We start from the raw sequence: 22,810 nt of genomic DNA on the forward strand, positions 1-22,810 counted from the left end.
CAAATTGAGGAGAGACAATTTATGTCAAAACAAGTATTTGAAACAAGGTTTGCAGGGAAGCCTTTAGTCGTTGAGATTGGACAAGTGGCCAAGCAAGCTAATGGCTCTGTTCTTGTCCGCTATGGAGAGTCTACGGTACTCACAGCAGCGGTCATGTCTAAAAAGATGGCAACAGGTGATTTTTTCCCACTTCAAGTCAACTATGAAGAAAAGATGTATGCTGCAGGGAAATTTCCAGGTGGCTTCAACAAGCGTGAAGGACGTCCAACAACAGATGCTACCCTGACAGCTCGCTTAATCGACCGTCCGATTCGTCCGATGTTTGCAGAAGGTTTTCGCAATGAAGTTCAGGTGATTAACACGGTTCTTTCTTACGACGAAAATGCCTCTGCCCCAATGGCAGCTATGTTTGGAAGTTCACTGGCTTTATCTATCTCAGATATTCCCTTTAACGGACCGATTGCAGGCGTGCAAGTGGCTTATGTTGATGGAGATTTTATCATCAATCCAAGCAAGGCTGAGCAAGAAGCTTCTGCTTTAGAACTAACGGTAGCAGGTACCAAAGAGGCCATCAACATGGTGGAATCAGGGGCTAAGGAATTGAGTGAAGAGGTTATGCTTGAGGCCCTCTTAAAAGGTCATGAGGCCATTCAAGATTTAATTGCCTTCCAAGAAGAAATCGTTAGAGCTGTTGGTAAGGAAAAAGCGGATGTTGAACTTTTGCAAGTTGATGCTGACTTACAAAAAGAGATTGTGGCTCAGTACAATGCTGACCTCCAACAAGCCGTTCAAGTAGAAGAAAAGTTGGCGCGTGAAGCTGCCACTCAGGCTGTCAAAGATCAAGTGACAGCTGAGTACCAAGAAAAATTTGCTGAGTCAGAAGAGTTAGAGCGTATCATGCGTGATGTTGCAGAAATTCTTGAGCAAATGGAACATGCTGAGGTACGTCGCTTAATCACAGAAGATAAGATTCGTCCTGATGGCCGTCGTGTCGATGAGATTCGACCTTTGGATGCAGAGGTGGATTTCCTTCCTAAAGTTCATGGTTCAGGTCTCTTTACCCGTGGGCAAACGCAGGCTTTATCTGTTTTGACACTTGCTCCGATGGGGGAAACTCAAATTGTAGATGGTCTTGATGACGAGTACAAAAAGCGCTTTATGCATCACTACAACTTCCCACAATATTCTGTTGGTGAGACAGGGCGTTATGGGGCTCCTGGTCGCCGTGAAATTGGTCATGGTGCTTTAGGTGAGCGTGCCCTTGAGCAAGTTTTACCGAGCTTGGAAGAGTTTCCTTATGCCATCCGCTTGGTTGCAGAAGTGTTAGAGTCTAACGGTTCATCCTCTCAAGCCTCTATTTGTGCTGGCACCTTGGCTTTGATGGCTGGAGGTGTTCCGATTAAAGCCCCTGTTGCTGGGATTGCAATGGGCTTGATTTCAGATGGTCAAAACTATACGATCCTAACGGATATTCAAGGTCTTGAAGATCATTTTGGTGATATGGACTTTAAAGTAGCGGGAACGCGTGAGGGGATTACAGCCCTTCAAATGGATATCAAGATTGAAGGAATTACACCACAAATCTTAGAAGAAGCCTTAGCTCAAGCCAAGAAAGCCCGTTTTGAAATTTTGGATGTCCTTCATACAGCCATTCCAGAAGTTCGTCCTCAATTGGCACCAACAGCACCAAAAATTGATACCATCAAGATTGATGTAGATAAGATCAAGATTGTTATCGGTAAAGGTGGCGAAACGATTGATAAGATTATTGCTGAAACAGGTGTCAAGATTGATATCGATGAAGAAGGTAATGTTTCAATTTACTCTTCTGATCAAGCAGCCATTGATCGAACTAAAGAGATTATTGCTAACCTTGTACGTGAAGCTAAGGTTGGTGAAGTATATGAAGCTAAAGTGGTGCGGATCGAAAAATTCGGAGCCTTTGTCAACTTGTTTGATAAGACGGATGCCCTTGTTCATATTTCAGAGATGGCTTGGAGCCGTGTTAATCGTGTTGAGGACCTTGTTGAGGTTGGAGATGTGGTTACCGTTAAAGTTATCAAAGTTGACGATAAAGGACGTGTCGATGCTTCAATGAAAGCTCTTTTACCACGTCCACCAAAAGTAGAGAAAAAAGAAGAAAGCCATGACAAATAAATTAAATAAAGAATTTGATCTGCGTTTGCGTGCCTTTATCAATGCACCAGATAACTATTTAGAAAGTATTGGTCTCGTCAATTGTTTCCATGCTTTTCCTGTCCTAGCTAGTAAAGAAGCTTATGCAGTGGAGATTGAGGGCAAGCGTGTGACCCCTGTTTTTACAGATGAGGAAGACTGCCTAGCCTTTCAAGAAAGTCAAGCCAGTGCTAAAAATCAAGAGTGGGTATTACGCTCGGCTCTTGATGTTTTGCGTGAGGTGATTGAGCTAGGTTTAGCTGGTTTAGTGTTTAACTTAAAGCAAAGAGGAGATGCTGGTAATTCAACTTTTTTTGCTAGCCATGACATGATTCAGTTTGTAAATAGTTTTACCCTAACCTTGAATCATATTATGGGGGAGAAAAATAAGGCGGCAGATCAGTTAGAGAAATACTATTTGATTCCAGCTTTCATTCATCCAACTGAGGATGGAAGCGAGGATCGTTTGTTTCCAACTATGTCTAATCCAGATGGCGAGAGTTATGTGCCGGTCTTTTCAGATTTGATGAGCTTTGCTAAATGGTACAATCAAGACGATTTCGGTGGGAACTTTAGGCAAGCCCAAGGGCGTGTGATGACTTGGAAAATAGCAGATTTGATCCATCCAGAAATGGGTGAAAATGATATTGATGATACCAAGGGCATTGTGATTGATCCTTTTAATGAGGACATGGTGATGCTGACTTGGGAAATGATTAAACAGTAAAGATAAAGGAGACACTATGGGGTGGTGGAGAGAAACGATTGATATTGTAAAACAAAATGATCCAGCAGCGAGAACAAGCTTGGAGGTTCTCTTAACTTACCCTGGTGTCAAGGCTTTAGCGGCCCATCGCTTATCCCATTTTTTGTGGAATCATCATTTTAAACTACTGGCTAGAATGCACAGTCAATTTTGGCGTTTTTGGACCAATATTGAAATTCATCCAGGAGCTCAGATTGCACCGGGTGTTTTTATTGACCATGGTGCCGGTTTGGTGGTTGGTGAAACCGCTATTGTTGAGTCAGGTGTCATGCTTTATCATGGTGTGACGCTTGGAGGGACAGGAAAAGATGTTGGTAAGCGCCATCCGACAGTCCGAAGAGGCGCCTTAATTTCTGCCCATTCTCAGTTAATTGGTCCTATTGAGATTGGAGAAAATGCTAAGGTTGGAGCGGCTGCAGTAGTCTTGTCTGATGTTCCAGCTGATGTGACAGTGGTTGGCGTTCCTGCTAAGGTGGTCCGTGTTCATGGGCAAAAAAATGAAACTGCTATTAAAACGATTGAGCAAAGGCGTGAAGAAAGTTATCATTCTGCTAGGCTTTAAGCTATTTTAGGTGATTAAGATGATTTGGAAAAATTATTGGATCAATATTTTGACAGTTGGGTTAGCTTTGGTGTTGATGCTCTTACATTTTAAAGATCATCAGTGGCAACTTGGTTTGTTTTGGCTTGTTTTTTCTGGGGCAAGTGTAGCTTTAGCCTTTGTCAAAAAGCGTAAACTAGATCATCTTTTAAAGGATGATGAAAGAGGATAATAAGAGATGACAATAAAAATCTATGATACCTTAACACGTTCCCTACGTGAGTTTTCTCCTTTGACAGAAGGGCAAGTTAAGATGTATGTCTGTGGACCAACGGTTTATAACTATATTCATATTGGTAATGCACGTAGTGTGGTGGCTTTTGACACTATCCGTCGTTACTTTGAATACCGTGGATTTGAAGTGGCCTATGTTTCTAACTTTACAGATGTAGATGACAAAATTATCAAAGCGGCAAATGAAGCAGGTGTGACAACTAAGGAATTGTCAGATCAGTTTATTGCTGCATTTAAAGAAGATGTCAAAGCCCTAGGGGTCAAGCCTGCTACTAGCAATCCGCGCGTGATTGATTATATGGATGAGATTATCTCATTTGTGGAAGAGTTGATTGAAAAAGATTTTGCCTATGTGTCAAAAGGAGATGTTTATTTTCGTGTGGCAAAATCAGACAACTATGCAAAGTTAGCCAATAAAACTTTAGCTGATCTGGAAGCAGGTGCTTCTGGACGTGTGGACAATGAGGCTGATTTGAAGGAACACCCCTTTGATTTTGCACTTTGGAAGACTGCTAAAGCAGGTGAAGTCTCATGGGAGAGCCCTTGGGGAGCTGGGCGTCCAGGTTGGCATATCGAGTGTTCTGTGATGGCGACAGAATTATTAGGAGATACTATTGATATTCATGGTGGCGGTGCAGATCTTGAATTTCCGCATCATACCAATGAAATTGCACAGTCAGAAGCAAAAACAGGCAAAAAATTTGCAAATTATTGGATGCACAATGCTATGCTTAACATCAATGATGAAAAGATGTCCAAGTCACTAGGTAATTTTTTGACGGCTCATGACATGCTTCAAGAAATTGATGGGCAGATCTTACGCTTCTTTTTGGCTACTCAGCACTATCGTCGCCCTTTAAATTATACAGACAAGGCCATTCATGATGCGGAGGTAAATTTGAAATACCTCAAAAATACTTACCAACAACCCTTTATGGATAATACCGATATAGAGGCTTTGGATCAGTATATTTCAGCCTTTACATCAGCCATGGATGATGATTTTAATGCAGCTAATGGGATTACAGCGATTTTTGATATGGCTAAGTGGATCAATTCAGGTCACTATACTGAGGCTATCAAAGTAGCATTTGAGAAAATGTTGGCTGTATTTGGCATTGTCTTTGAAGAAGAGGAACTTGATACTGATATTGAAAGATTAATTGAGGAGCGTCAAGTAGCGCGTACCAATCGTGATTTTGCAACTGCTGATCGCATCCGTGACCAATTGGCAGAAAAAGGGATAAAACTTCTTGATACCAAAGATGGTGTGAGGTGGACACGTGATTGATGTCAAATTGATTAACGGTATCGCCTTGGCTTTTGAGGGGGATGCCATCTATTCCACCTATGTTAGAAAGTATTTAATCTTTAAGGGTCAGACCAAGCCCAATCAATTACATCGTGAGGCTACAAGGTACGTTTCAGCCAAAGCACAAGCTTACTTAGCGACTCAATGGATGGCACAAAACCTTTTGACAGAAGAAGAAGAAGCAATTTACAAGCGTGGCCGTAATGCTACTAGTCATACAAAAGCAAAAAATGCAGATGTGATTACCTATCGGATGTCCACAGGCTTTGAAGCAGTTATGGGCTATCTTCACATGTTAGAGCGTATTGAGCGTTTAGAAGAGTTGATTCAGTGGGCAATTCAAACGATCGAGTCGCAAGAAAATGAAACGAAAAACGGATGATAAGCATCCGTTTTTTTGTTTTGTAATATTTTGTAATAATTTGTCATAAAAAAGTAAAAAATCTTGTATAATTACTTGAAAAACGCTTACAAAGGTATATAATAGAAGTATAAAGAGTACTAAAATGAGGAGGAGAGAATGATGAAATCACGCAAATTATTTGTAACATCTTTAGCTACTATGGCTTTGTTGGCTGGAAGTCCGTCAGTTGTGGCTTTTGCTGATAATGCTACAACTTCTGATACAGCATCTATGGCAACTGTTACCACTGATAATGTGAACTTTTTGATTGAAACAGTAAGTGAAAACGATCGGACAAAAATGATTGTTACCTTACCTAGCGCCCTAACTGCTGGCGGAAATCTTAAGGTAGATTTGCTAAATAGTTCAGGTACAGTGGTTTCTGACATCACTTATGCTGTTCCAAAAGGTAGTACCACATTTAATTTTTGGTTTACAATGAAAGGAATGCCAGCAGGGGATTATGTTATCAAGGCTAACCTAGATGAAGCAGGTGTGGGATTACGTAGTGGTACCACTATGTTTACCTATCAACCTACAGCAACATCAACTACAGCCAGTTCAGAAGTAGCCAGTCAGGCTAGTTCTACTGTGGCTTCTGCATCTGTCAGCGATAGTGTTGCGACATCTACTAGCACTGTAGCAAGCTCTGAAAGTCAAGTGGCAGCAAGCTCTACCTCTACTAGTGTGGCTGCATCAGAAAGTGTCTCAGCTAGCCAGGCCGCTTCTGAAAGTCAATCAACTCAAGTAGTTACTAGTACCTCAGCTAGCCAAGCTGCTTCTGAAAGCCAATCAACTCAGGTAGCTGCTAGCACTTCAGCTAGTCAATCCACTGCAACATCTACAGCCGCTACTAGTACAGCTTCTTCAACTTCAGAAGTATCAGCAAGTCAACAGACTGCTAGTCAAGCTGCAGCTAAAGTCAGTGCATCAAGTGTTAGCGGAGCGACAAAAGGAGCGACTAAACCTGTCACACGTGCGGGTAAATCTGTTCTACCAAAAACAGGAGAAGAAACTTCTGTTTACCTTACTTATGCTGGCTTTGTTAGCTTCTTAATTGCAGGTCTTGTTGGTTTGTTTAAAACTTACCATCCAAAACATAAAATGTAGTCTAAGCTAGTCCTATTAAAAGATGATGCTTGAGCAGAAAGCTGGGGATTTTCTCCAGCTTTTTTAGAATGGATAGGCTTTGGAGCTCCTAGTGAGTTAAAACTGTGCTATAATAAGGGCATGGAACAAAATGATATCGTATATGGTGTGCATGCAGTGACAGAAAGCTTGCTTGCCAACACAGGAAATAAACTCTATCTACAAGATGACCTTCGTGGGAAAAATGTGGAGAAAATCAAACAACTAGCAGCAGAAAAAAAAGTTTCCATCTCCTGGACTCCTAAAAAAACATTGTCTGAGATGACAGAAGGAGCTGTCCATCAAGGATTTGTTCTTCGGGTATCCGAATTTGCTTATAGTGAGCTGTCTGTGATTTTAGAAAAAGCAGAGCAGGAAGATAACCCCCTTATTCTCATTTTAGATGGTCTTAATGACCCACACAACTTCGGTTCTATCTTGCGAACAGCAGATGCGACTAATGTTTGTGGTGTGATTATCCCTAAACATCGTGCCGTCGGTGTTACTCCAGTTGTTGCTAAAACATCAACAGGTGCAGTGGAACATATCCCTATTGCTCGTGTCACCAATCTTAGTCAGACTCTTGATCAGCTTAAAGCAGCAGGTTTCTGGGTTTTTGGGACTGATATGGATGGCACACCATCACATCAATGGAACACATCAGGAAAACTTGCTCTTATCATTGGAAATGAAGGCAAGGGGATTTCTGCTAATATCAAAAAACAGGTAGATGAGATGGTGACGATTCCTATGAATGGACATGTCCAAAGTCTCAATGCTAGTGTAGCAGCAGCCTTGTTGATGTATGAGGTTTTTAGAAATCGTGGCTAAGATGAAACGTCGTATTTTGATTGTTGATGGTTATAATATGATTGCTTATTGGCAAGAGACTAAGCACTTTTTTAAAACCAATCAATTGGAAGAAGCGCGTGATCTGTTGTTGAAAAAACTGAGTCATTATGCTGGATTTGAAGAGTTAGAGATTATCTGTGTTTTTGATGCCCAATATGTCCCAGGTGTTAGACAGGTTTACGATCACTATCAGCTACAGGTTGTTTTTACAGAAGAAGGGGAAACTGCTGATGCCTATATTGAACGTTTGGCAGGTCAGTTTAATCGCCTCACAACGCGTGTATCTGTAGCCACTAGTGATTTGAATGAACAATGGTTAATCTTTTCCCAAGGAGCCTTGAGGGTTTCAGCCAGAGAGTTGGAAAAAGATGTTAACCAATTAAAAAAAGACGTCGCAAGTTTTAAAAAGGATTTGGACTTAACCAAGCCCCCTTTACGTTCTTGGAATGCAGACCAACTAGATCAACTACAAGATATGTTAGACGAGTTGGGAAAATAAAATAATGATGACTACAATTAATTAATGGTTACGAAAAAACGGTTGGAAATGCTCCAGCCGTTTTTGTTTCACGTTAAACGCTATTGATTTTAAAAAATGAAGCCAAAAATGGAAGGTTTAATGCTTGTTTTATATACGATATGCTAGAGAATAGTTTGATAGTGCAAACAACAGATTTAATTTGGTGAAAAGTAAAAATTTCCTAGCAAATGACTTGACGATTGAGGTTAAATTTTGGTATGATTATAAGCGGTATTGTTTACCCCATTTGAAAGGCCCCGGAACCCTTCAAATAACTCGCGGACCGGAACATCCGCCTAGTAAACAAAAACGATTATATAGGAGAAATCATGAACAAAACAACATACATGGCTAAGCCAGGTGAAGTTGAACGCAAATGGTATGTAGTTGACGCTACTGATGTACCTCTTGGACGCCTTTCAGCAGTAGTTGCTAGCGTACTTCGTGGTAAAAACAAACCAACATTTACACCTCACACTGATACAGGTGACTTTGTTATCGTTATCAATGCTGAAAAAGTTAAATTGACTGGTAAAAAAGCAACAGATAAAATCTACTACACTCACTCACTTTACCCAGGTGGATTGAAACAAATCTCAGCAGGTGAATTGCGTTCTAAAAATGCTGTTCGTTTGATTGAAAAATCTGTTAAAGGTATGCTTCCGCACAACACTCTTGGACGTGCGCAAGGTATGAAATTGAAAGTATTTGTAGGTGGTGAGCATACACACGCTGCACAACAACCAGAAGTACTTGATATTACAGGTCTTATCTAAGAGGAAAGGAGCATCTAAGTAATGGCACAAGCACAATACACAGGTACTGGTCGTCGTAAAAACGCGGTTGCACGCGTACGTTTGGTTCCAGGTACTGGTAAAATCACTATTAACAAAAAAGATGTAGAAGAGTACATCCCACACGCTGACCTTCGTTTGGTTATCAACCAACCATTTGCAGTAACATCAACTGCAGGTTCATATGACGTTTTCGTTAACGTTGTAGGTGGTGGATATGCTGGTCAATCAGGTGCGATCCGTCATGGTATCGCGCGTGCACTTCTTCAAGTTGATCCAGATTTCCGTGATTCATTGAAACGCGCTGGTCTTCTTACACGTGACGCACGTATGGTTGAACGTAAAAAACCAGGTCTTAAGAAAGCTCGTAAAGCTAGCCAGTTCTCAAAACGTTAAGAACCAGCTACAATACAGACTTTACAACACTTCATGGTTCACACCATGGGGTGTTTTTTGATAGATTTTTAGCAAAATTCACACCACTTTTCACACCAAATTCACACCATTACTTTTTAAGATTGCGATATGCAATTTCTCCAACTGCCATTGGTACAACGTTTGAATTGTTGACATAAGTCTTGGTTGTGAGGGTATCACTATGAGTCAGAGCCTCTGAAATGGCTTCTAGTGATGTTCCTGCTTGCTTAGCAAGAGTTGCCCCAGTGTGGCGTAACTTGTGTGGTGTGGCGTGTGTAAGTTCTGGGTGGCGACGTTTTACGGACTTCATCTTGTTATTAAGATAATCAGCATGTAGAGGACTATTCACATTACCTTTCATGTCTATATAAGTAAAGACATATTGTTCATCAGATTGGATAATACCAAATTTTGCTAGTTCAGCTTTTTGCTGTTTTTTCCATGCTTGAAGTAAGTCAGCGAGTTCAATAGGGATTTGGAAAGTAGTCTTTTTGTTTCCTTTGGTTGATTTTACATTTTTATATTTATCCAAGGCTTGCACTAATCGAATTTCCTGTTTTTTAGTGTTGATGTGCTTCCATTGTAGAGCGTAGCTTTCGGACTTTCTATCTCCTAAGAAGAAAGTAGTATAGAAGAGCACGTAATCTTTAAATAAGAGTTTGTCACTCTCTAAATCTTCCTCAAAAGCTATGAACCATGCTTGAAGCTCTGCTTGTGATAGATATAAATCCTCATCGTTTTTAGATTCTTGTAATTTAATTTTCTTAGTTGCCTTTATACGACTTATCGTTTTGGAAAGGCGGTTAGTTTCGATATATTCTAATTCCTCAGCCCAATCAAAGATTGAATTGACATAACTTCTGATGACTTTGAAATTTGCGTATTCTTCAGCCTTTGCAGTTAATAGATTCAAAATGACTTGCTTATTTTGATTTAGAAAATCAATCGAATAATTTCCGAGCATAGGCAGAATATGTTTTCTAAAGACTATTTCTGTACCGTCAATGGTAGCTTGTGAAGGCGGTCTAGTTGCAGATGTTGTTTGACCTACTTTATAGGATTCCCACCAGACATTACGGAAAAAATTTGAAAAGAGAATTGAACCGTTGTTGTCTAATGAAGCGGATTCTCCACTTAGAATTTTATCAATCTTGTTTTGTAATTCGAGTTCGTATTTTTTAGCCTCACTCCTTAATTTGAACCGTTTTTCAATCACTTTCTTATCTGTTCCAAGTGAAGATTTGGCTTCTTCTGGAATATAGACACGTAAGCGATAAGTTCCGTTTTTTGTTTTTGTTATTGACATAGTATTCTCCTTTTGAATTGAGCTAGAAAATACCGTGACTTTATTATAACAAACCACGGTAGAAATACTATTGATTTTGTAGCCAACGATTGACTTCAGTCTTATCAAATCGGATTGTTTTTCCAACTCGAATAGCAGGTAGTCCTTTCAGTATCCAACTATCAAGGGTATTGTTTGAAATACCTAGATACTTACAGGTTTGTTGCTTATTCAAAAATGGAGTTTCAATATCGCTATTGTTTAGTCGATTTTCAATTTCTTGCTTAATCAAGTCAGCAATCAATAGTTGAATTTGATGAATTTGTTCAGCTGGTAGAATAACTTGCATAAAATACTCCTATCTGTGTTAAAATAGAAGTAGTGAGGTTATCTTCACTACTATTTAGGTCTGTCAGTTGCTCCACTAAAAGTATCTGACAGGCTTTTTACATTATCGTAAAACTCCGTAGTGTATTCTTTCATTCCATATGGAGTTTCGTGTTTTGTAGTCCGTGAAAAATTTGGTGGGCTATTTATATTAAAGTTCTTCATAATTTCTCCCTTGGTAGAGGTTACTTCTAACGGATTTTTAATTCCTCTGCTTGTGCGGTAAATTCGAATGCCCTTGGGATACATATACAAGCGAGCTCCTTTTACAATTGCTTTCTTATCAGACTGTTCATCACCTAGAGCTAAATTGGAAAGATAGGCAATTAGATAATTCCCGATTTTATCAGCTTGTCTCAAGCGTTTGGTTTTTGTAAAACCTTTGCCCCACATCTTAGCAAGAACATTATTGGGAATTGTTAAATCCGAATCATTCTTTAAGAGTACGTGTAGGTGCCACCTCCCACTTGCTTGTGGTTCAATTACTGCTATGTAATCAATATTTCCAAATGCAGTACGAAGACGGCGCATAAATGCTTTGAAATCTTTATAGACAATATCTGGCTTCGTGATATGTTCACGATAAGTTAGAGTTATCCAAAGTTGGTTATTTCCTCCAGTAAAATTATGAGCAACTAGACGGCGCAATCTTTTCATAGTTTGTTTCGTTGACTTCAGGTTGTCTGAACGGGTGCTATTAGAAGTGTCCATGTCATGAATTTCTCCTGTTTCAAGATTCACATAACGTTTGCCCTCAATCACTTTTATAGTCTGTTCTTGTTGACCGTTAGCAGTAGTTATTTCAACAGTATCACCGTATATGTAAGATTTAACTAGTTTATTGAAATCAATTTGGGTCATACTAGCTCCTTTCGTTGCGCTAATGTTTGACGCTTATCAAGTTAAGGGCGTCAAATTTACGATGATTAAATTTAGATTTATTCCATGATTTATTGACAACAGGTTCCCTAAGATGATTAAGCTGATTGAGTCGGCACGGACGAACAGAGTTCGACCGCACCGCCCCAACCAGTCTAATTTATCTTAGCCTACTGTCAACAAACTTTCACGGCATAAAAATTTAATCATCTGACAGTGGTCGTTCTAACATAGTGATAATTTCATTATGAACATTGTTGAAATCTCTAACATGTCTGACTTTGATTTTCTGAACTGGTTGTCCATCCCATTGTAGCCAACCATAACCAGCAGATAGGTTCTTTTCAAGAGTTTGACCTTCATCTAAGTCAAACATGGACTTGGCAACGGATGATTTAAGGTGACCCAAATTCAAAAATCCAGAAAACTGAGCTCTCGCATCGCCTCCAAGTACATCAGCCATGAGTACTTGAGTACTAATAAGTAAACGAATATTTAAAGAGCGACCTTGAAATAAGAGTAGCCGAAGTTTTTTCTTATAAATGTCTTTAGTTTTTTTGTCATCAAATTCTTCGAACATTGAGACAAGTTCATCAATATAAATTATAAGAAAGGGGCGTTTCCTATGTGTATCTGATTTTCTTTTTTGGAATTCCTCAAAGGCTGTATCAATTACCTTATAACTTTCAGAACCAATAAATACATTTGTGGATGAAATTGCAAACCTAAAGTCTTCGCCTTTTGGGTCTCCAATCATGAGGCAAGTATTTTTTGTTTGAGTAGCCAGACATGCTAAAATTAATTTACACGTTCCTGTTTTGAAACTTCCTGTCCCTCCTAGTACATTAAAATGGTAATGGGTACGTAAGTTCCATCCTACATACCCACCACCTTGTTTTAGGAAGGGCTGTATTACAGCCTTATCCATTAGAACACCTCATCTTCTTCATCGAAATCATTAGGGTTAGCGATTTCTTGTTGACGTGCAAGACGATTGAATTTTGCAGTTTGGTCATAGTTTAGTTGTAGAACTAAGCACCATCCAATGTTTTGAAGGTTTTGGCAAGTTAGTGAGTCAGGAGAGAACTCTTGAGTATACTTGCTTGCAACCCCTAACAAGTAACTCTCTACCTCTGATAACAGGTTTAAAGAAATTTCCTTAGTTATAGGAATATACAGATACCAACCGTTGAACCAGACCTTATTAGTCAACTTGAGATTTGTAGAACTCTCAAAATTATAAGTAAGTTCATTCACAATACCGTTTAGTGCGATATTGTAGCGTTCTAATTGGAGTTGCTTATTTTGGTGTTCGATAAGTTTTTCTGCACCTTTTCTAGACCAAAATTTTAGTTTTGCTAACTGAATGTGAGTGTTGAGAAATGCTCGCTTTACCAGTGATTCGAAGGATTGGTATCCCACTTGTTGATTAGACAGCTTAACTTGGTTATCAAGCCACAAAATTGCAAGGTTTGTTGCTACAAGTCCCATGTAAATAGTGAAGAAAATACTAAAAGATTTTAGAAGAAATATAAGCATTGGCAACCTCCCACAATTACAAGTCTAGAACTTCATCAGTTGCTATAACTGTACCAGTCAAACTAAGTTGATTGCGGTAATCACCGTAAACGCTGGCTTTTTCAATCTCAGTGATTTCGCAGACGGTGACCATTGGTTTGAGTGATGCATAGTCATCAAGAGAACTGAATGGAACCTTAACAATCAGTTTTTCACCTAGATTGTTCTTTTCATTTGGATACTCACTATCATCTTTAATGATAAATAGTGCAACCTTTACTCCTTTCTCAATCTCTGTTCCCGAATCGCTTTTTTCAATCCAAGGGATTGCGGAAACAAAACGAAGTTCTTTGTGTGCAAGAAATAGATGAGCGTTAAACTCAGTGAAGTGTGATAAATTATTGAATGCCATAGAAATCCTCCTTGGCTAAAGTGCTTCCAAATAGATAATTTACCTGCTGAATTGGAAGTAGTTCTGAAATCAGCATCCAAACGAATATAAATGTCCGTGTTGCAACTTGTTCATTTATTGATTTTATTATATACTGAAGTGGTAGATATAAAAAGACGGCATAAAAAATGTCCGTTTTTAATTGAGAGAGGTTGGGGTGACTTGGAACACTTTATTTATTTTCAAAATTTAATTGCTAAACTTAATAGTAAATATAACGTGGATTCAATAAATGAGTTTATTAAAGAGAATTATGCCGAAATTTTGGAAAGGCAATATTCTGTAGACAGACAGGCTGGAAAAATATCTAATCGAAAAGAATTTTTGGAAAAATATTTCGAATCAGAGGGGTTCTTTATAGATGAAAGGACTTATAGAAGGTGGCGCAAAAAAAATCTTAAAAATGGTTTACAATCCAAGTATTTTGATATTTTTCGTAAGATGCTTGCAACTGAAAAGTTGTTTAATGAATATTATTTAAAGAACATTTCAAATTCAATTTTCAATCAATCGGAACAAATGTTCTTAAGAACTTGTTATGAACTAAGAGGAACACGGTTGCTTCGAATTATTGGATTTATATTGCCTATTTTAAAAACGAAAGATGATTTGCCTATTGAGGAATACATTATAGAGTTTAAGAAAGCATTATGGGAGTATGAAGCATATCAAGAATACCTAGATGAACATGAATTTGATGACTTGCAATTTGATGACTTGCCTAGATATTCCTTTAATAGAAAGTCATCCTCAATTTCAATTCCCTATAGAATAATAAGGGGGAGAACTGTCAAAAAGTACATTTTAGAGAATAAAAAACAGCCAAATATTATGGCTGAAATATTAAAACAAAATCACTTTCAAAAAGCCTTAGAAAATGAAAATTAATGGTGTGAACTTTTCGGTATAAATTAGCTCAATTCGTGTATTTTGGGGGTAAAATTCACACCATTCAGATGAAATTAGTTGAAATTGGATGAAATTTTGAGTTTTGAAAATCCGTGAAAACGTTGATTTTAAAGGATTTTGAAATTTATTCAAATAAAAATCTTTCAAACCAGGTCTTAAGAAAGCACGTAAAGCATCACAATTCTCAAAACGTTAATCAAAACCTTATTATACCAACGATTGTGGCACCTTTTTGGTGTCAGTTGGTGTTAATTATAGTGATAAGTCGTTTAAGAGACTTAAAGCATCGGCATCTTGCTGGTGCTTTTTTTCTGGCATCAATTCTAGATAATACTGTTGTGTTGTTAAGATTGAGTTATGACCTAGACGACGAGAAATATAGTCTAGGCTAATATCTTTTGAAAAGAGAAATGAGGCATGCGTGTCACGAAGTCCATGAAATGTCGTTTTTGTTAATCCCAACTGTTTTAACAGCTTTTGAAGTTGACCAGCTTGCTTGAATCCATTCCAATCAAAGATATAGCCTTCTTTTGTTTGTGCAAGTTTTGTCACAGCTTGATAAACATCTTCGTTGATGGAAATATCACGCTTTGAATGTTTGGTTTTAAGCTGGGTATCGTCATTAGTTGGACTAATTGATCGAAGAATTTTGATACCATATTCAAAAATATCTTCTTTTTTAATTCCTAAAAGTTCTCCACGCCTTGCTCCTGTCTCAAGGGCGAGAGCAACAAGAACATTAAATTCATCCTCAGTATGACTTAGGCAGTATTGTCTGAGTTTTTTAAATTCTGTGATAGATAGTGGAATATTTCGTTTAGCTTGTTCTTGCCCTTTTGCTTTTAAAAGATGACCAAAGTCATTGCTAATCAAACCACGAGCATACGCATATTTCAATGAACCACGGATTTTAAGAACAAGTTCTTTTACTGTTTTTTTAGAGTGGGTTTCAGCATATTGGTCGATTTTCTTTTGCATGACGAGATCGTCAAGGTGTTTAAGTTGAATACCATCAAAAAGGTCATCAACTACTACGAGAGTTCGTTTATAGTTTATAAAGGTGGCTTCGCGAACATCATTTTTCTTGACCGTATGGACCCAATTTCTATAAAAATCAGGAAATAAGGTGGATCGTTCGGCAATGTTCTTGCCACGACCTTTTTCAAGTTCCATTTCTAATGTCCAAAGCTCAGCATCTTTTCTGTTGCTAAAGGTTTTGGTTTCTCGTTTATATTGTCCTTTCTTATAAAGTGATACAGTTGCACGGTAAGAGTTACCACGTTTTGTTATTGTTGCCATTTTATCAGCCTTTCTATAAAAAATGATTGATAAAATAGACTAGTCACATATAGGATATATGAAAAATCTAATTTTATCAATCATTATCCGTCAATCGCAGTGGCTTTCAATAAATTTAATCAGTTTTGACTTCAAATAGCGCTCTTGTTTTCCTACCATAAAGCATTGAAAGTCTGGGTGACTTCTGATGTACTTATCAAATGATTTAGGATCTATTCCAAGTAGTTCCGCTGCTTGTTGTCTATTTAACAGAAGAGGAGAATTATTTTGAGGTAACATATAGAATTCCTTTCATTTTCTAGATACAAGTATTATGCCACATGTGTAATGAATTGAGGCTAGATTTTTGAAAAATGTGCAATGTTGCCTAGCGTTTCAATAAAATATAAGCGTAGGAACGAGGAAATTCCTCTGGTCTATTGTGTCCCAGAGCCTTTGTCACAATTTTACAAGCTTTTCTGTCGAGTGAGATGCCAACTAACTCTTTACGTAGATGGATAACTTCTTTACGATTTCTAATCTTGGAAATTTCGCGTGCTACACTGCGATAAACACGCTCTGCATACTCAGCACGATACTTATGTGGCTTTAATGCAGTGGGAACTTTCTTTCCATCAAAATCGTCGAGAATTAAATCTTTGGGAACATGAAACACTCTCTTTTTTCCTGCTCGTTGGAAAATAGCGACTAGCCACTCTTCCTCCTCTTGACTAGTGGCCATGATGGGAGACCAGCGATCTCTGCGTCCTTTTGTGTGATGCTTATGGCCGTCTAAATTTAAATACCAACGGCCATCACGGCCACGTTGCATAGCGTCACCAGTGACGTGGATCAGTTCACTTTTACGTAAGCCTGTTGAGGCAACTACTTTATGCCAGTAGTCGTTATTTTTGTTAGATAAACGATAGTCTGTATGTAATACACGATTGTTCATGCGATTTGCACGTGTACGTGGTTGTGTAGCGATAAAATTAGTTGAGGAAACTCCGAGAACTTTGGCCAATGCTGCTTTGTAGGTTGCTTGTGTATATGGACTTAAACCAATCTCTATACAATATTGTAAGTATTGATTGATAAGTTCTATCCAACCTTCCGTATCTTTTTCAACATTACCTAATACCATTAACTGTTCTGGTGAAATGTGAATTGAAACCCATTTTGCAAAACAATGCCATGAACCCGAATAGTTATGGAGTGTACGATGAGTGTGGATTAACTCAATGTCATCTCCTGTTTCTTTGGCCTCTTTACGCTTAATGCCTTTTCCTTTTTTGAATCGTTTCTTTAAACTTGAAACTCCTTGAGAATTGACAAACTGAAGTCGGCCTTCTGGTGTTTTTAGCGCTTTGTTTTGTTTTTCTATCGCATGTTTTTTCATTTTTCTACGATCTGAACGTGATCGTCTTTTTTTATTTTTAGTCATAACTGACTCCTTTCTTTTTTGTACCAATGGTTGAGGTGTTTTCGATTAACGCGATACTTCCGAAAACAGTGTCTTCCTGCTGCGGCAGGTGTTCTTTATGTTTTTTTGATTGGAGAAGACTACTCCAATGCTCAATTTGGATTCTAGAGCTTGAATAATTGAAACGCTTTATAACGTTTATTTTTTGTATTTTTTCGATTTGAACGATTTCTTGCTTTGGTTTCGCTATTCGTAAAACTGGATTATAACTATGGACTCAGTAATATTTCCTCCTTTATGATGCAGAATTTATTTAATAATATTTCAATTTGATTGTGACTATATCTTTGTTACTTTATCTGGACCTACGGCCTAAAAACTCCTTTCTATATTTTGTTAGTTGAATAACTGAGTCATTATTTTTGAAATAATTGAACCTTACGAATATGAAATCGCACTATTTCCTCCTGTCTATCTGATGTTGAAAAAACACCAGATAGTGTTTAGCTCTAGTCATTCAATTTTTACGATATTACTATGCCACATTTTCAAAATCAAAAAAACACAGAAATATTTTTCTGTGAATAGATAAGAAGCTGAAAAGTATTCGACATGCCAATTCTGTAGAAAGGAAATAGTATAACTTAAAAAGGTAAAAGATGACTTTTCAAAAATCCATTACCTTAACGAATCAATTGATAGTGAAACTAGTCCATTACTAGCTAAAAGATGGTTAAGTAGAGTTTCCCATTTTATCGCTAAATGTGGAATAGTAAAGAAGTCTAAGTTTTCTTAAAAAGTGGATTTGAATAGAGGTCCATTATGATAGAAATAATGGTGTATTAGAGTAGCCCACTTTGATTTGCGATATGGACTTTTAGAATAATCCATATTTTCAGTAATGTTGGAATACTAAAGAAAACCATGAAAACTTGACTTGTTGGTTCATAGAGAAATCCATTTTTCTATGAAAGATGAGCCAGTAAAGTAACCGATTCAGTCGTAAAAGATGGCTAACTTAAAACTGCCGCTTAGTTTATGTTTATGGACGAATATAACCATCCATTTTTTCTCAAAAAGTGGAATAGTAAAGAAGTCAGTGGAATAAGTAAAGGGCAGGAGATTTCGATATTTTCTGCCTATTTTTATTTATTCTATTGATGTTATTATTGAGATAATCTCATTTTTGATGAGATACGTGTTTAGCGTGAGTAACGATAGTTTACTCACGCTAAACACGTAGGCTTGCAGCCCAAAAAGAAAGCTCGATGCTTTCTTTTTTCCTTGCAGTCGGTTCTAACGAACCGATGTTTTGCGAACCGCGCAAAACCTGCTCGCGAAGATTGCTCGCATAATAAAGTTTTTCTAGTATTTTGAACAGACAAACATTTAAACATAATGGTTCTAATGCTATACTAAATCTATACTTTGAAAAAAATGAGCTACCTAATGAATTTTTAGAATTGCATTTAGAATTATTTGTGGATTTTTTCTCAGAAAATATTTTTAATTAGAGCTTGAAACAGATTTCTAATGATTATAGCAATACATTGTTTCTGGGCATGAATTTACGGAGTTGTTAAATAATATTTATCTAAAAGACCAATTCTTAATAGAGCGTATGATTGGTCATAATTTCTTCAGAGCTATGATTCAAAAATTTTCATTAGTCAAAGAAAATTCAAACAAATAAAAAAACTAGGTAGAACCTATCCATCAACTGTAAAGAGGTTAGAAGATTTCTATGAGTTAGACCGTTTAAAAAGTCAACAAGGGAAATATGACTTAGATAAATACCTCTATGTATTTGAAACTTTGACAGTATTGTTTACAAATAGTGGACAAAAATATGATTGTGGAGGGGTGTTTCTGCCTTCATTTTTTGACATTACTTCGCTTAAATAATGGTATAATAGTAAGTAACATCTAATTAGAAAGTTATTTAGGCCTAGATTATGATAGGCTAAAATAGAGTGTGTTGAGTAATATAAAATGAGTAATTTAACTAGGCTTTTTGAGATTCCTCTAAATGTTGATAATGTATCTCAAGAAATATTAAATGTTGAAAATCGTCATAGAACAAGTAACTTTGCTTGGAAAGGACAATTTTCTCCCCAATTTATAGAAGCTATGCTTAGGCAATATGGGAAAGGGAGGCAACGAGTATTAGACCCTTTTTCAGGTTCCGGTACAGTATTATATGAGGCTTCTCTCATTGGAATGGAGGCAGTAGGCGTTGAATTAAATCCCTCTGCGTACTATATGTCAAAATTTTATGAGTTAGGCAACCTAACTAAATTGGAGCAAGATAAAATTATTTTAGAAATTCAAGCAACAATAGATAACTTATTACTGGAGGAAGATTTACTAGATTTAACAAATAAAATATCAAGTATGAAAGGAATAAAGAAAGATATTTTTAGCCTTATTGTTATACTTACGAATGTTAAAAAGGGCGAGATAATTCGACTAAACGATTTTTTTAAATCATGGTTAATGGTAAAAAGTAATTTCCTTAATTTAGTAGAAGGAAGTAATATTAGAGTATATAATAGTGATTTTCGGAATAGTAAACTACAAACTAGGAAATTTGATTTAATATTAACATCTCCTCCATATATAAATGTTTTCAATTACCACGAAAATTATAGGCAATCTGCTGAAATATTAGGATTCAATATACTAGATGTCGCTAAAAGTGAAGTTGGAGCAAACAGAAAGAACCGAGGGAATAGGTTTCTGACAGTCATTCAATATCTTATTGATATGAGTCTGATTATTTCAGAGTTATTGAGAGTAGCTTCAGTTGATGCTAAAATTATTTTTATTGTAGGTAGGTTATCTAAGGTACTTGGTGTAGAATTTTATAATAGTGAATTGATTGTTAGGATATTTGAGGATATTTTCAGCCAAAAAGTAAGTCAGAGACAGGAAAGAAAATTTAAAAATAGATTTGGGCAACAAATTGTTGAAGATATTTTGCATATTGATTTTGTTGATTTGCCAAAATTAGATGAATCAGAAGTAGTGCAAAAGGCTAGAGAAATTGCATATGGAGAGTTAACTTCAATTGAACTCAGCTCTGTTCAAGATAAAAATGTAGAGTTATTAAAACAAGCTATAAATAAAATAAAATTTGTAGAACCATCTAAAATAATGGGAGAAGAATATGTGTAAAATGGGAGAAATTACGAAAATAGATTGTCAAACTGTCCAAAGAGGAGTACATGGCGAAAAGTTAGTTGCAGCAAAGTTAAATGAAAAATTGCCTTCATCAGATATTGCTCGTTTAGAAAATGCAATTAGTAGGTATGATGATTGGATTCATGATTTAGACAATATTGAGGCTGATACAGTTGATGAGCTTATTCGTAAAATGGTGATTTTATTAAATCGGTATAAACTTTACATTGATTTAGAGTTGATATTTGATAGTGAGGAGGACTTCTTATATAGGCAGAAAGGTCAATTAAAAATTGATAATACTGTATTGGAAGAGTTTCTTACTATTTTTATAAAACGATGTTTAGAGTTTGAAAAGTTGGGAGAAGGGATCGATATTTCTTCGCAAGCCAAAGTATTCTCTTCACTTTATTTTGATACAGATTTACAGCGACCAGATTCTCAAACAAGTACAGGGATGACCGTTAAGGTTAAAGACCAAGACTTTTCAATATCTAAATCACTGTTTTTAAAAGCTTCTTACGCTTCGGATTTTAGCAATAGTTCCAACATTGAAACTAAAATTGGATTTATATTAGCAGAAATAAAAACAAATTTAGATAAAACGATGTTCCAAGAAGCATCAGCCACGGCAAGAGATGTAAAGATGGCAGTGACAGGTGCTAAGTATTACTTACTTTGTGAATTTTTAGATATGACACCAATCAGTTCGACTACTACTAATATAGATGAAGTGTTGATATTACGTAAAGGAAAAAGGATTAGTTCAAATAAAAGGAGAAATTTTTCTACTAGAGAAGGGAGAATTTCAGAACGAGAATGGTATATGCAATTTCTAAATAATCATCCATTTGATGAATCCCTCTTTCAAAGATTTTATAAATTGGTGAAAGAAAATTTTACAGAAATTGAAATAAATGAAGTAGATGCACTTGAAATTGGCTATTTTTGATTGTCTAAAGAATGGAGCTGGTAAAAATTGATTTCTGTAAATAACAATGCAAAATTATTGAATGGCATAGTGAGTATTGAAAGAGATTATATTAGTTACTTTGGGAAAGGGTTTGCTATTGATTATGAACATCTTTACAAAGAGGGGTTTGATGAAAGACTGAGTCAATTATGTTCTAGCTTACACCATCAGTTAGTGGAGGCATTAAGAATATTAAATGATAGTATAAACGGAGGGAGACATTTCTGGGCTGCCCCAAGTAGAGATTTGATAAAAGCTATTTCACTATCCAACAGATTTGTTAATAACCTTAAGAATTCTGGGGAGAACGTTGTTATAGTTGAATACTACGATAAAATATTAAAAAAATGCAATGATTTTCTATCATCATCTGGTGGAAGTTCAGTGCCGAATGATATGATGGAAGTTGAAATATACTATGAACTCCCTATTTTTGAAACATCTGCTGTAGTTCAATTACCTAATAATTCCTTACAAAAGTTTCAATTAAAACCAGTTGGTAATGGTTCATATGCATCTGTTTTTAGTTATTTTGATGAAAACTATAATAAACTTTTTGCATTAAAACGTGCTAGTAAAACTATTGCGCCCAAAGACTTAGAAAGATTCTATTTAGAATTTGACACGATGAAAAAGCTAAGTTCACCATATATACTAGAAGTCTATTCTATTGATAAAAAGAAAAATGAGTATGTTATGGAATATGCCGATACCACTCTTTTTAAATACATTACTACTCACAATCAAAAATTGACTTTTGAGGAGAGAAAGTCATTGTGTAATCAAATTATTAAAGGGTTTGAGTACTTAGCTGAAAAAGATATACTCCATAGAGATATTTCTCCAAATAATATTTTAATAAAACAATATGAGGATGCCAGAATTATTAAGATTGCCGATTTAGGTAATGTAAAGCTAAACGAAAGCATATTAACATCTCTTGATACAGAAATACGAGGAGCATTTAATGATTATTCGGGACTTCAACGAGTAGGATATAGTAATTATAATTTTTATTTTGAAGGTTTTGCTTTGTCTAAGTTACTGTATTTTGTTTTGACAGGTAGGTATAAAGATTTTACTAAATTTGAATATAGTAATTTAGAGAAATTTATTAATCAAGGCATAAATCCAGATTTTAGTAAGAGATTTGGCAATATTCATGAACTACGGAGAGCATTTTCTCAAATAAAACCACCTCATATATGAGATGGCCGACTAGTCTATTTTATGGTGTTAATTGGTGTCAATTTTATCCAAATCAGTGGATTTTAGTCCATTTTCATGGAAGTTTCATTTTCGTAAATGTTGATATAGCGGGA

Annotated in this window: 24 protein-coding genes; 15 read left to right on the plus strand and 9 right to left on the minus strand. The window is 36.6% G+C overall.

The window, feature by feature from the left end:
• The first annotated feature begins 21 nt into the window (after positions 1-21).
• The 11 genes from pnp (at position 22) to rpsI (ending at position 9,181) form a co-directional block, all read left to right on the plus strand.
• Positions 22-2,157 (plus strand): polyribonucleotide nucleotidyltransferase, encoded by a 2,136-nt coding sequence (gene pnp / locus ACEE75_RS01730; RefSeq protein ID WP_447574396.1) that lies wholly within the window; start codon positions 22-24, stop codon positions 2,155-2,157.
• Positions 2,147-2,902 carry an SseB family protein gene (locus tag ACEE75_RS01735; protein ID WP_354367579.1) on the plus strand — a complete coding sequence of 252 codons (756 nt, stop codon included), beginning with the start codon at positions 2,147-2,149 and terminating at the stop codon, positions 2,900-2,902. Before pnp ends, ACEE75_RS01735 begins: the two co-directional genes overlap by 11 nt.
• A gap of 16 nt (positions 2,903-2,918) precedes the next feature.
• Entirely contained in the window at positions 2,919-3,503 is a 585-nt protein-coding gene (gene cysE, locus ACEE75_RS01740) for a serine O-acetyltransferase (RefSeq protein WP_354367581.1), read from the plus strand.
• Positions 3,504-3,522: 19 nt separating this feature from the next.
• Entirely contained in the window at positions 3,523-3,714 is a 192-nt protein-coding gene (locus ACEE75_RS01745) for a hypothetical protein (RefSeq protein WP_447574397.1), read from the plus strand.
• 6 nt (positions 3,715-3,720) lie between these two features.
• Entirely contained in the window at positions 3,721-5,067 is a 1,347-nt protein-coding gene (gene cysS / locus ACEE75_RS01750) for a cysteine--tRNA ligase (RefSeq protein ID WP_447574398.1), read from the plus strand.
• Entirely contained in the window at positions 5,060-5,470 is a 411-nt protein-coding gene (locus tag ACEE75_RS01755; protein WP_447574399.1) for a Mini-ribonuclease 3, read from the plus strand. The genes cysS and ACEE75_RS01755 overlap by 8 nt, the downstream gene beginning before the upstream one ends.
• A 138-nt stretch (positions 5,471-5,608) precedes the next feature.
• Entirely contained in the window at positions 5,609-6,601 is a 993-nt protein-coding gene (locus ACEE75_RS01760) for an LPXTG cell wall anchor domain-containing protein (protein WP_449164816.1), read from the plus strand.
• A 120-nt stretch (positions 6,602-6,721) separates the two neighbouring features.
• Positions 6,722-7,450, plus strand: a complete 729-nt coding sequence (gene rlmB, locus ACEE75_RS01765; protein WP_427894894.1) for a 23S rRNA (guanosine(2251)-2'-O)-methyltransferase RlmB — start codon at positions 6,722-6,724, stop codon at positions 7,448-7,450.
• A 1-nt stretch (position 7,451) separates the two neighbouring features.
• Positions 7,452-7,970: an NYN domain-containing protein gene (locus tag ACEE75_RS01770; protein ID WP_447574401.1), complete on the plus strand. Its 519-nt coding sequence runs from the start codon at positions 7,452-7,454 to the stop codon at positions 7,968-7,970.
• 350 nt (positions 7,971-8,320) lie between these two features.
• Positions 8,321-8,767, plus strand: coding sequence for a 50S ribosomal protein L13 (gene rplM, locus ACEE75_RS01775; RefSeq protein WP_354367593.1), 447 nt, complete (start codon positions 8,321-8,323; stop codon positions 8,765-8,767).
• Positions 8,768-8,788: 21 nt separating this feature from the next.
• Positions 8,789-9,181, plus strand: coding sequence for a 30S ribosomal protein S9 (gene rpsI, locus ACEE75_RS01780; protein ID WP_354367595.1), 393 nt, complete (start codon positions 8,789-8,791; stop codon positions 9,179-9,181).
• Positions 9,182-9,290: 109 nt separating this feature from the next.
• On the opposite strand, the gene ACEE75_RS01785 is transcribed toward rpsI, so the two are convergent.
• The 6 genes from ACEE75_RS01785 to ACEE75_RS01810 form a co-directional block, all read right to left on the minus strand.
• Positions 9,291-10,508, minus strand: a complete 1,218-nt coding sequence (locus ACEE75_RS01785) for a site-specific integrase (protein ID WP_449173557.1) — start codon at positions 10,506-10,508, stop codon at positions 9,291-9,293.
• Positions 10,509-10,575: 67 nt separating this feature from the next.
• Positions 10,576-10,836, minus strand: coding sequence for a helix-turn-helix domain-containing protein (locus ACEE75_RS01790; RefSeq protein ID WP_427888590.1), 261 nt, complete (start codon positions 10,834-10,836; stop codon positions 10,576-10,578).
• Between the two features lie 50 nt (positions 10,837-10,886).
• Positions 10,887-11,735, minus strand: coding sequence for a rolling circle replication-associated protein (locus ACEE75_RS01795; protein WP_427888592.1), 849 nt, complete (start codon positions 11,733-11,735; stop codon positions 10,887-10,889).
• Positions 11,736-11,955: 220 nt separating this feature from the next.
• Positions 11,956-12,681: a type IV secretory system conjugative DNA transfer family protein gene (locus ACEE75_RS01800; RefSeq protein ID WP_427888594.1), complete on the minus strand. Its 726-nt coding sequence runs from the start codon at positions 12,679-12,681 to the stop codon at positions 11,956-11,958.
• Positions 12,681-13,292 carry a hypothetical protein gene (locus ACEE75_RS01805; protein WP_427888596.1) on the minus strand — a complete coding sequence of 204 codons (612 nt, stop codon included), beginning with the start codon at positions 13,290-13,292 and terminating at the stop codon, positions 12,681-12,683. The genes ACEE75_RS01800 and ACEE75_RS01805 overlap by 1 nt, the downstream gene beginning before the upstream one ends.
• A gap of 16 nt (positions 13,293-13,308) precedes the next feature.
• Positions 13,309-13,683 carry a hypothetical protein gene (locus ACEE75_RS01810; protein ID WP_427888597.1) on the minus strand — a complete coding sequence of 125 codons (375 nt, stop codon included), beginning with the start codon at positions 13,681-13,683 and terminating at the stop codon, positions 13,309-13,311.
• A gap of 90 nt (positions 13,684-13,773) precedes the next feature.
• Between ACEE75_RS01810 and ACEE75_RS01815 the strand changes: the two genes are divergently transcribed.
• Positions 13,774-14,610 (plus strand): hypothetical protein, encoded by an 837-nt coding sequence (locus ACEE75_RS01815; protein ID WP_427888599.1) that lies wholly within the window; start codon positions 13,774-13,776, stop codon positions 14,608-14,610.
• A gap of 273 nt (positions 14,611-14,883) precedes the next feature.
• On the opposite strand, the gene ACEE75_RS01820 is transcribed toward ACEE75_RS01815, so the two are convergent.
• From ACEE75_RS01820 to ACEE75_RS01830, 3 genes are all read right to left on the minus strand, one after another.
• Positions 14,884-15,930: a tyrosine-type recombinase/integrase gene (locus ACEE75_RS01820; protein WP_044670748.1), complete on the minus strand. Its 1,047-nt coding sequence runs from the start codon at positions 15,928-15,930 to the stop codon at positions 14,884-14,886.
• A 90-nt stretch (positions 15,931-16,020) separates the two neighbouring features.
• A complete protein-coding gene (locus tag ACEE75_RS01825) occupies positions 16,021-16,209 on the minus strand; it encodes a helix-turn-helix domain-containing protein (RefSeq protein ID WP_024417107.1) in 189 nt (62 codons plus the stop codon).
• Between the two features lie 88 nt (positions 16,210-16,297).
• Positions 16,298-17,353: a hypothetical protein gene (locus ACEE75_RS01830; protein ID WP_238600797.1), complete on the minus strand. Its 1,056-nt coding sequence runs from the start codon at positions 17,351-17,353 to the stop codon at positions 16,298-16,300.
• Between the two features lie 1,971 nt (positions 17,354-19,324).
• On the opposite strand from ACEE75_RS01830, the gene ACEE75_RS01835 reads away from it, so the two are divergent.
• The 3 genes from ACEE75_RS01835 to ACEE75_RS01845 are packed head-to-tail and all read left to right on the plus strand — an operon-like array spanning position 19,325 to position 22,697.
• Positions 19,325-20,509, plus strand: coding sequence for a DNA methyltransferase (locus tag ACEE75_RS01835; RefSeq protein WP_449173558.1), 1,185 nt, complete (start codon positions 19,325-19,327; stop codon positions 20,507-20,509).
• Position 20,510: 1 nt separating this feature from the next.
• Complete coding sequence (locus ACEE75_RS01840) at positions 20,511-21,467, plus strand: Bpu10I family restriction endonuclease (RefSeq protein ID WP_449173559.1); 957 nt, start codon at positions 20,511-20,513, stop codon at positions 21,465-21,467.
• Between the two features lie 27 nt (positions 21,468-21,494).
• Complete coding sequence (locus ACEE75_RS01845; RefSeq protein WP_449173560.1) at positions 21,495-22,697, plus strand: protein kinase family protein; 1,203 nt, start codon at positions 21,495-21,497, stop codon at positions 22,695-22,697.
• Positions 22,698-22,810: the final 113 nt, after the last annotated feature.

The organism is Streptococcus sp. 11273D007BT (assembly GCF_053547195.1).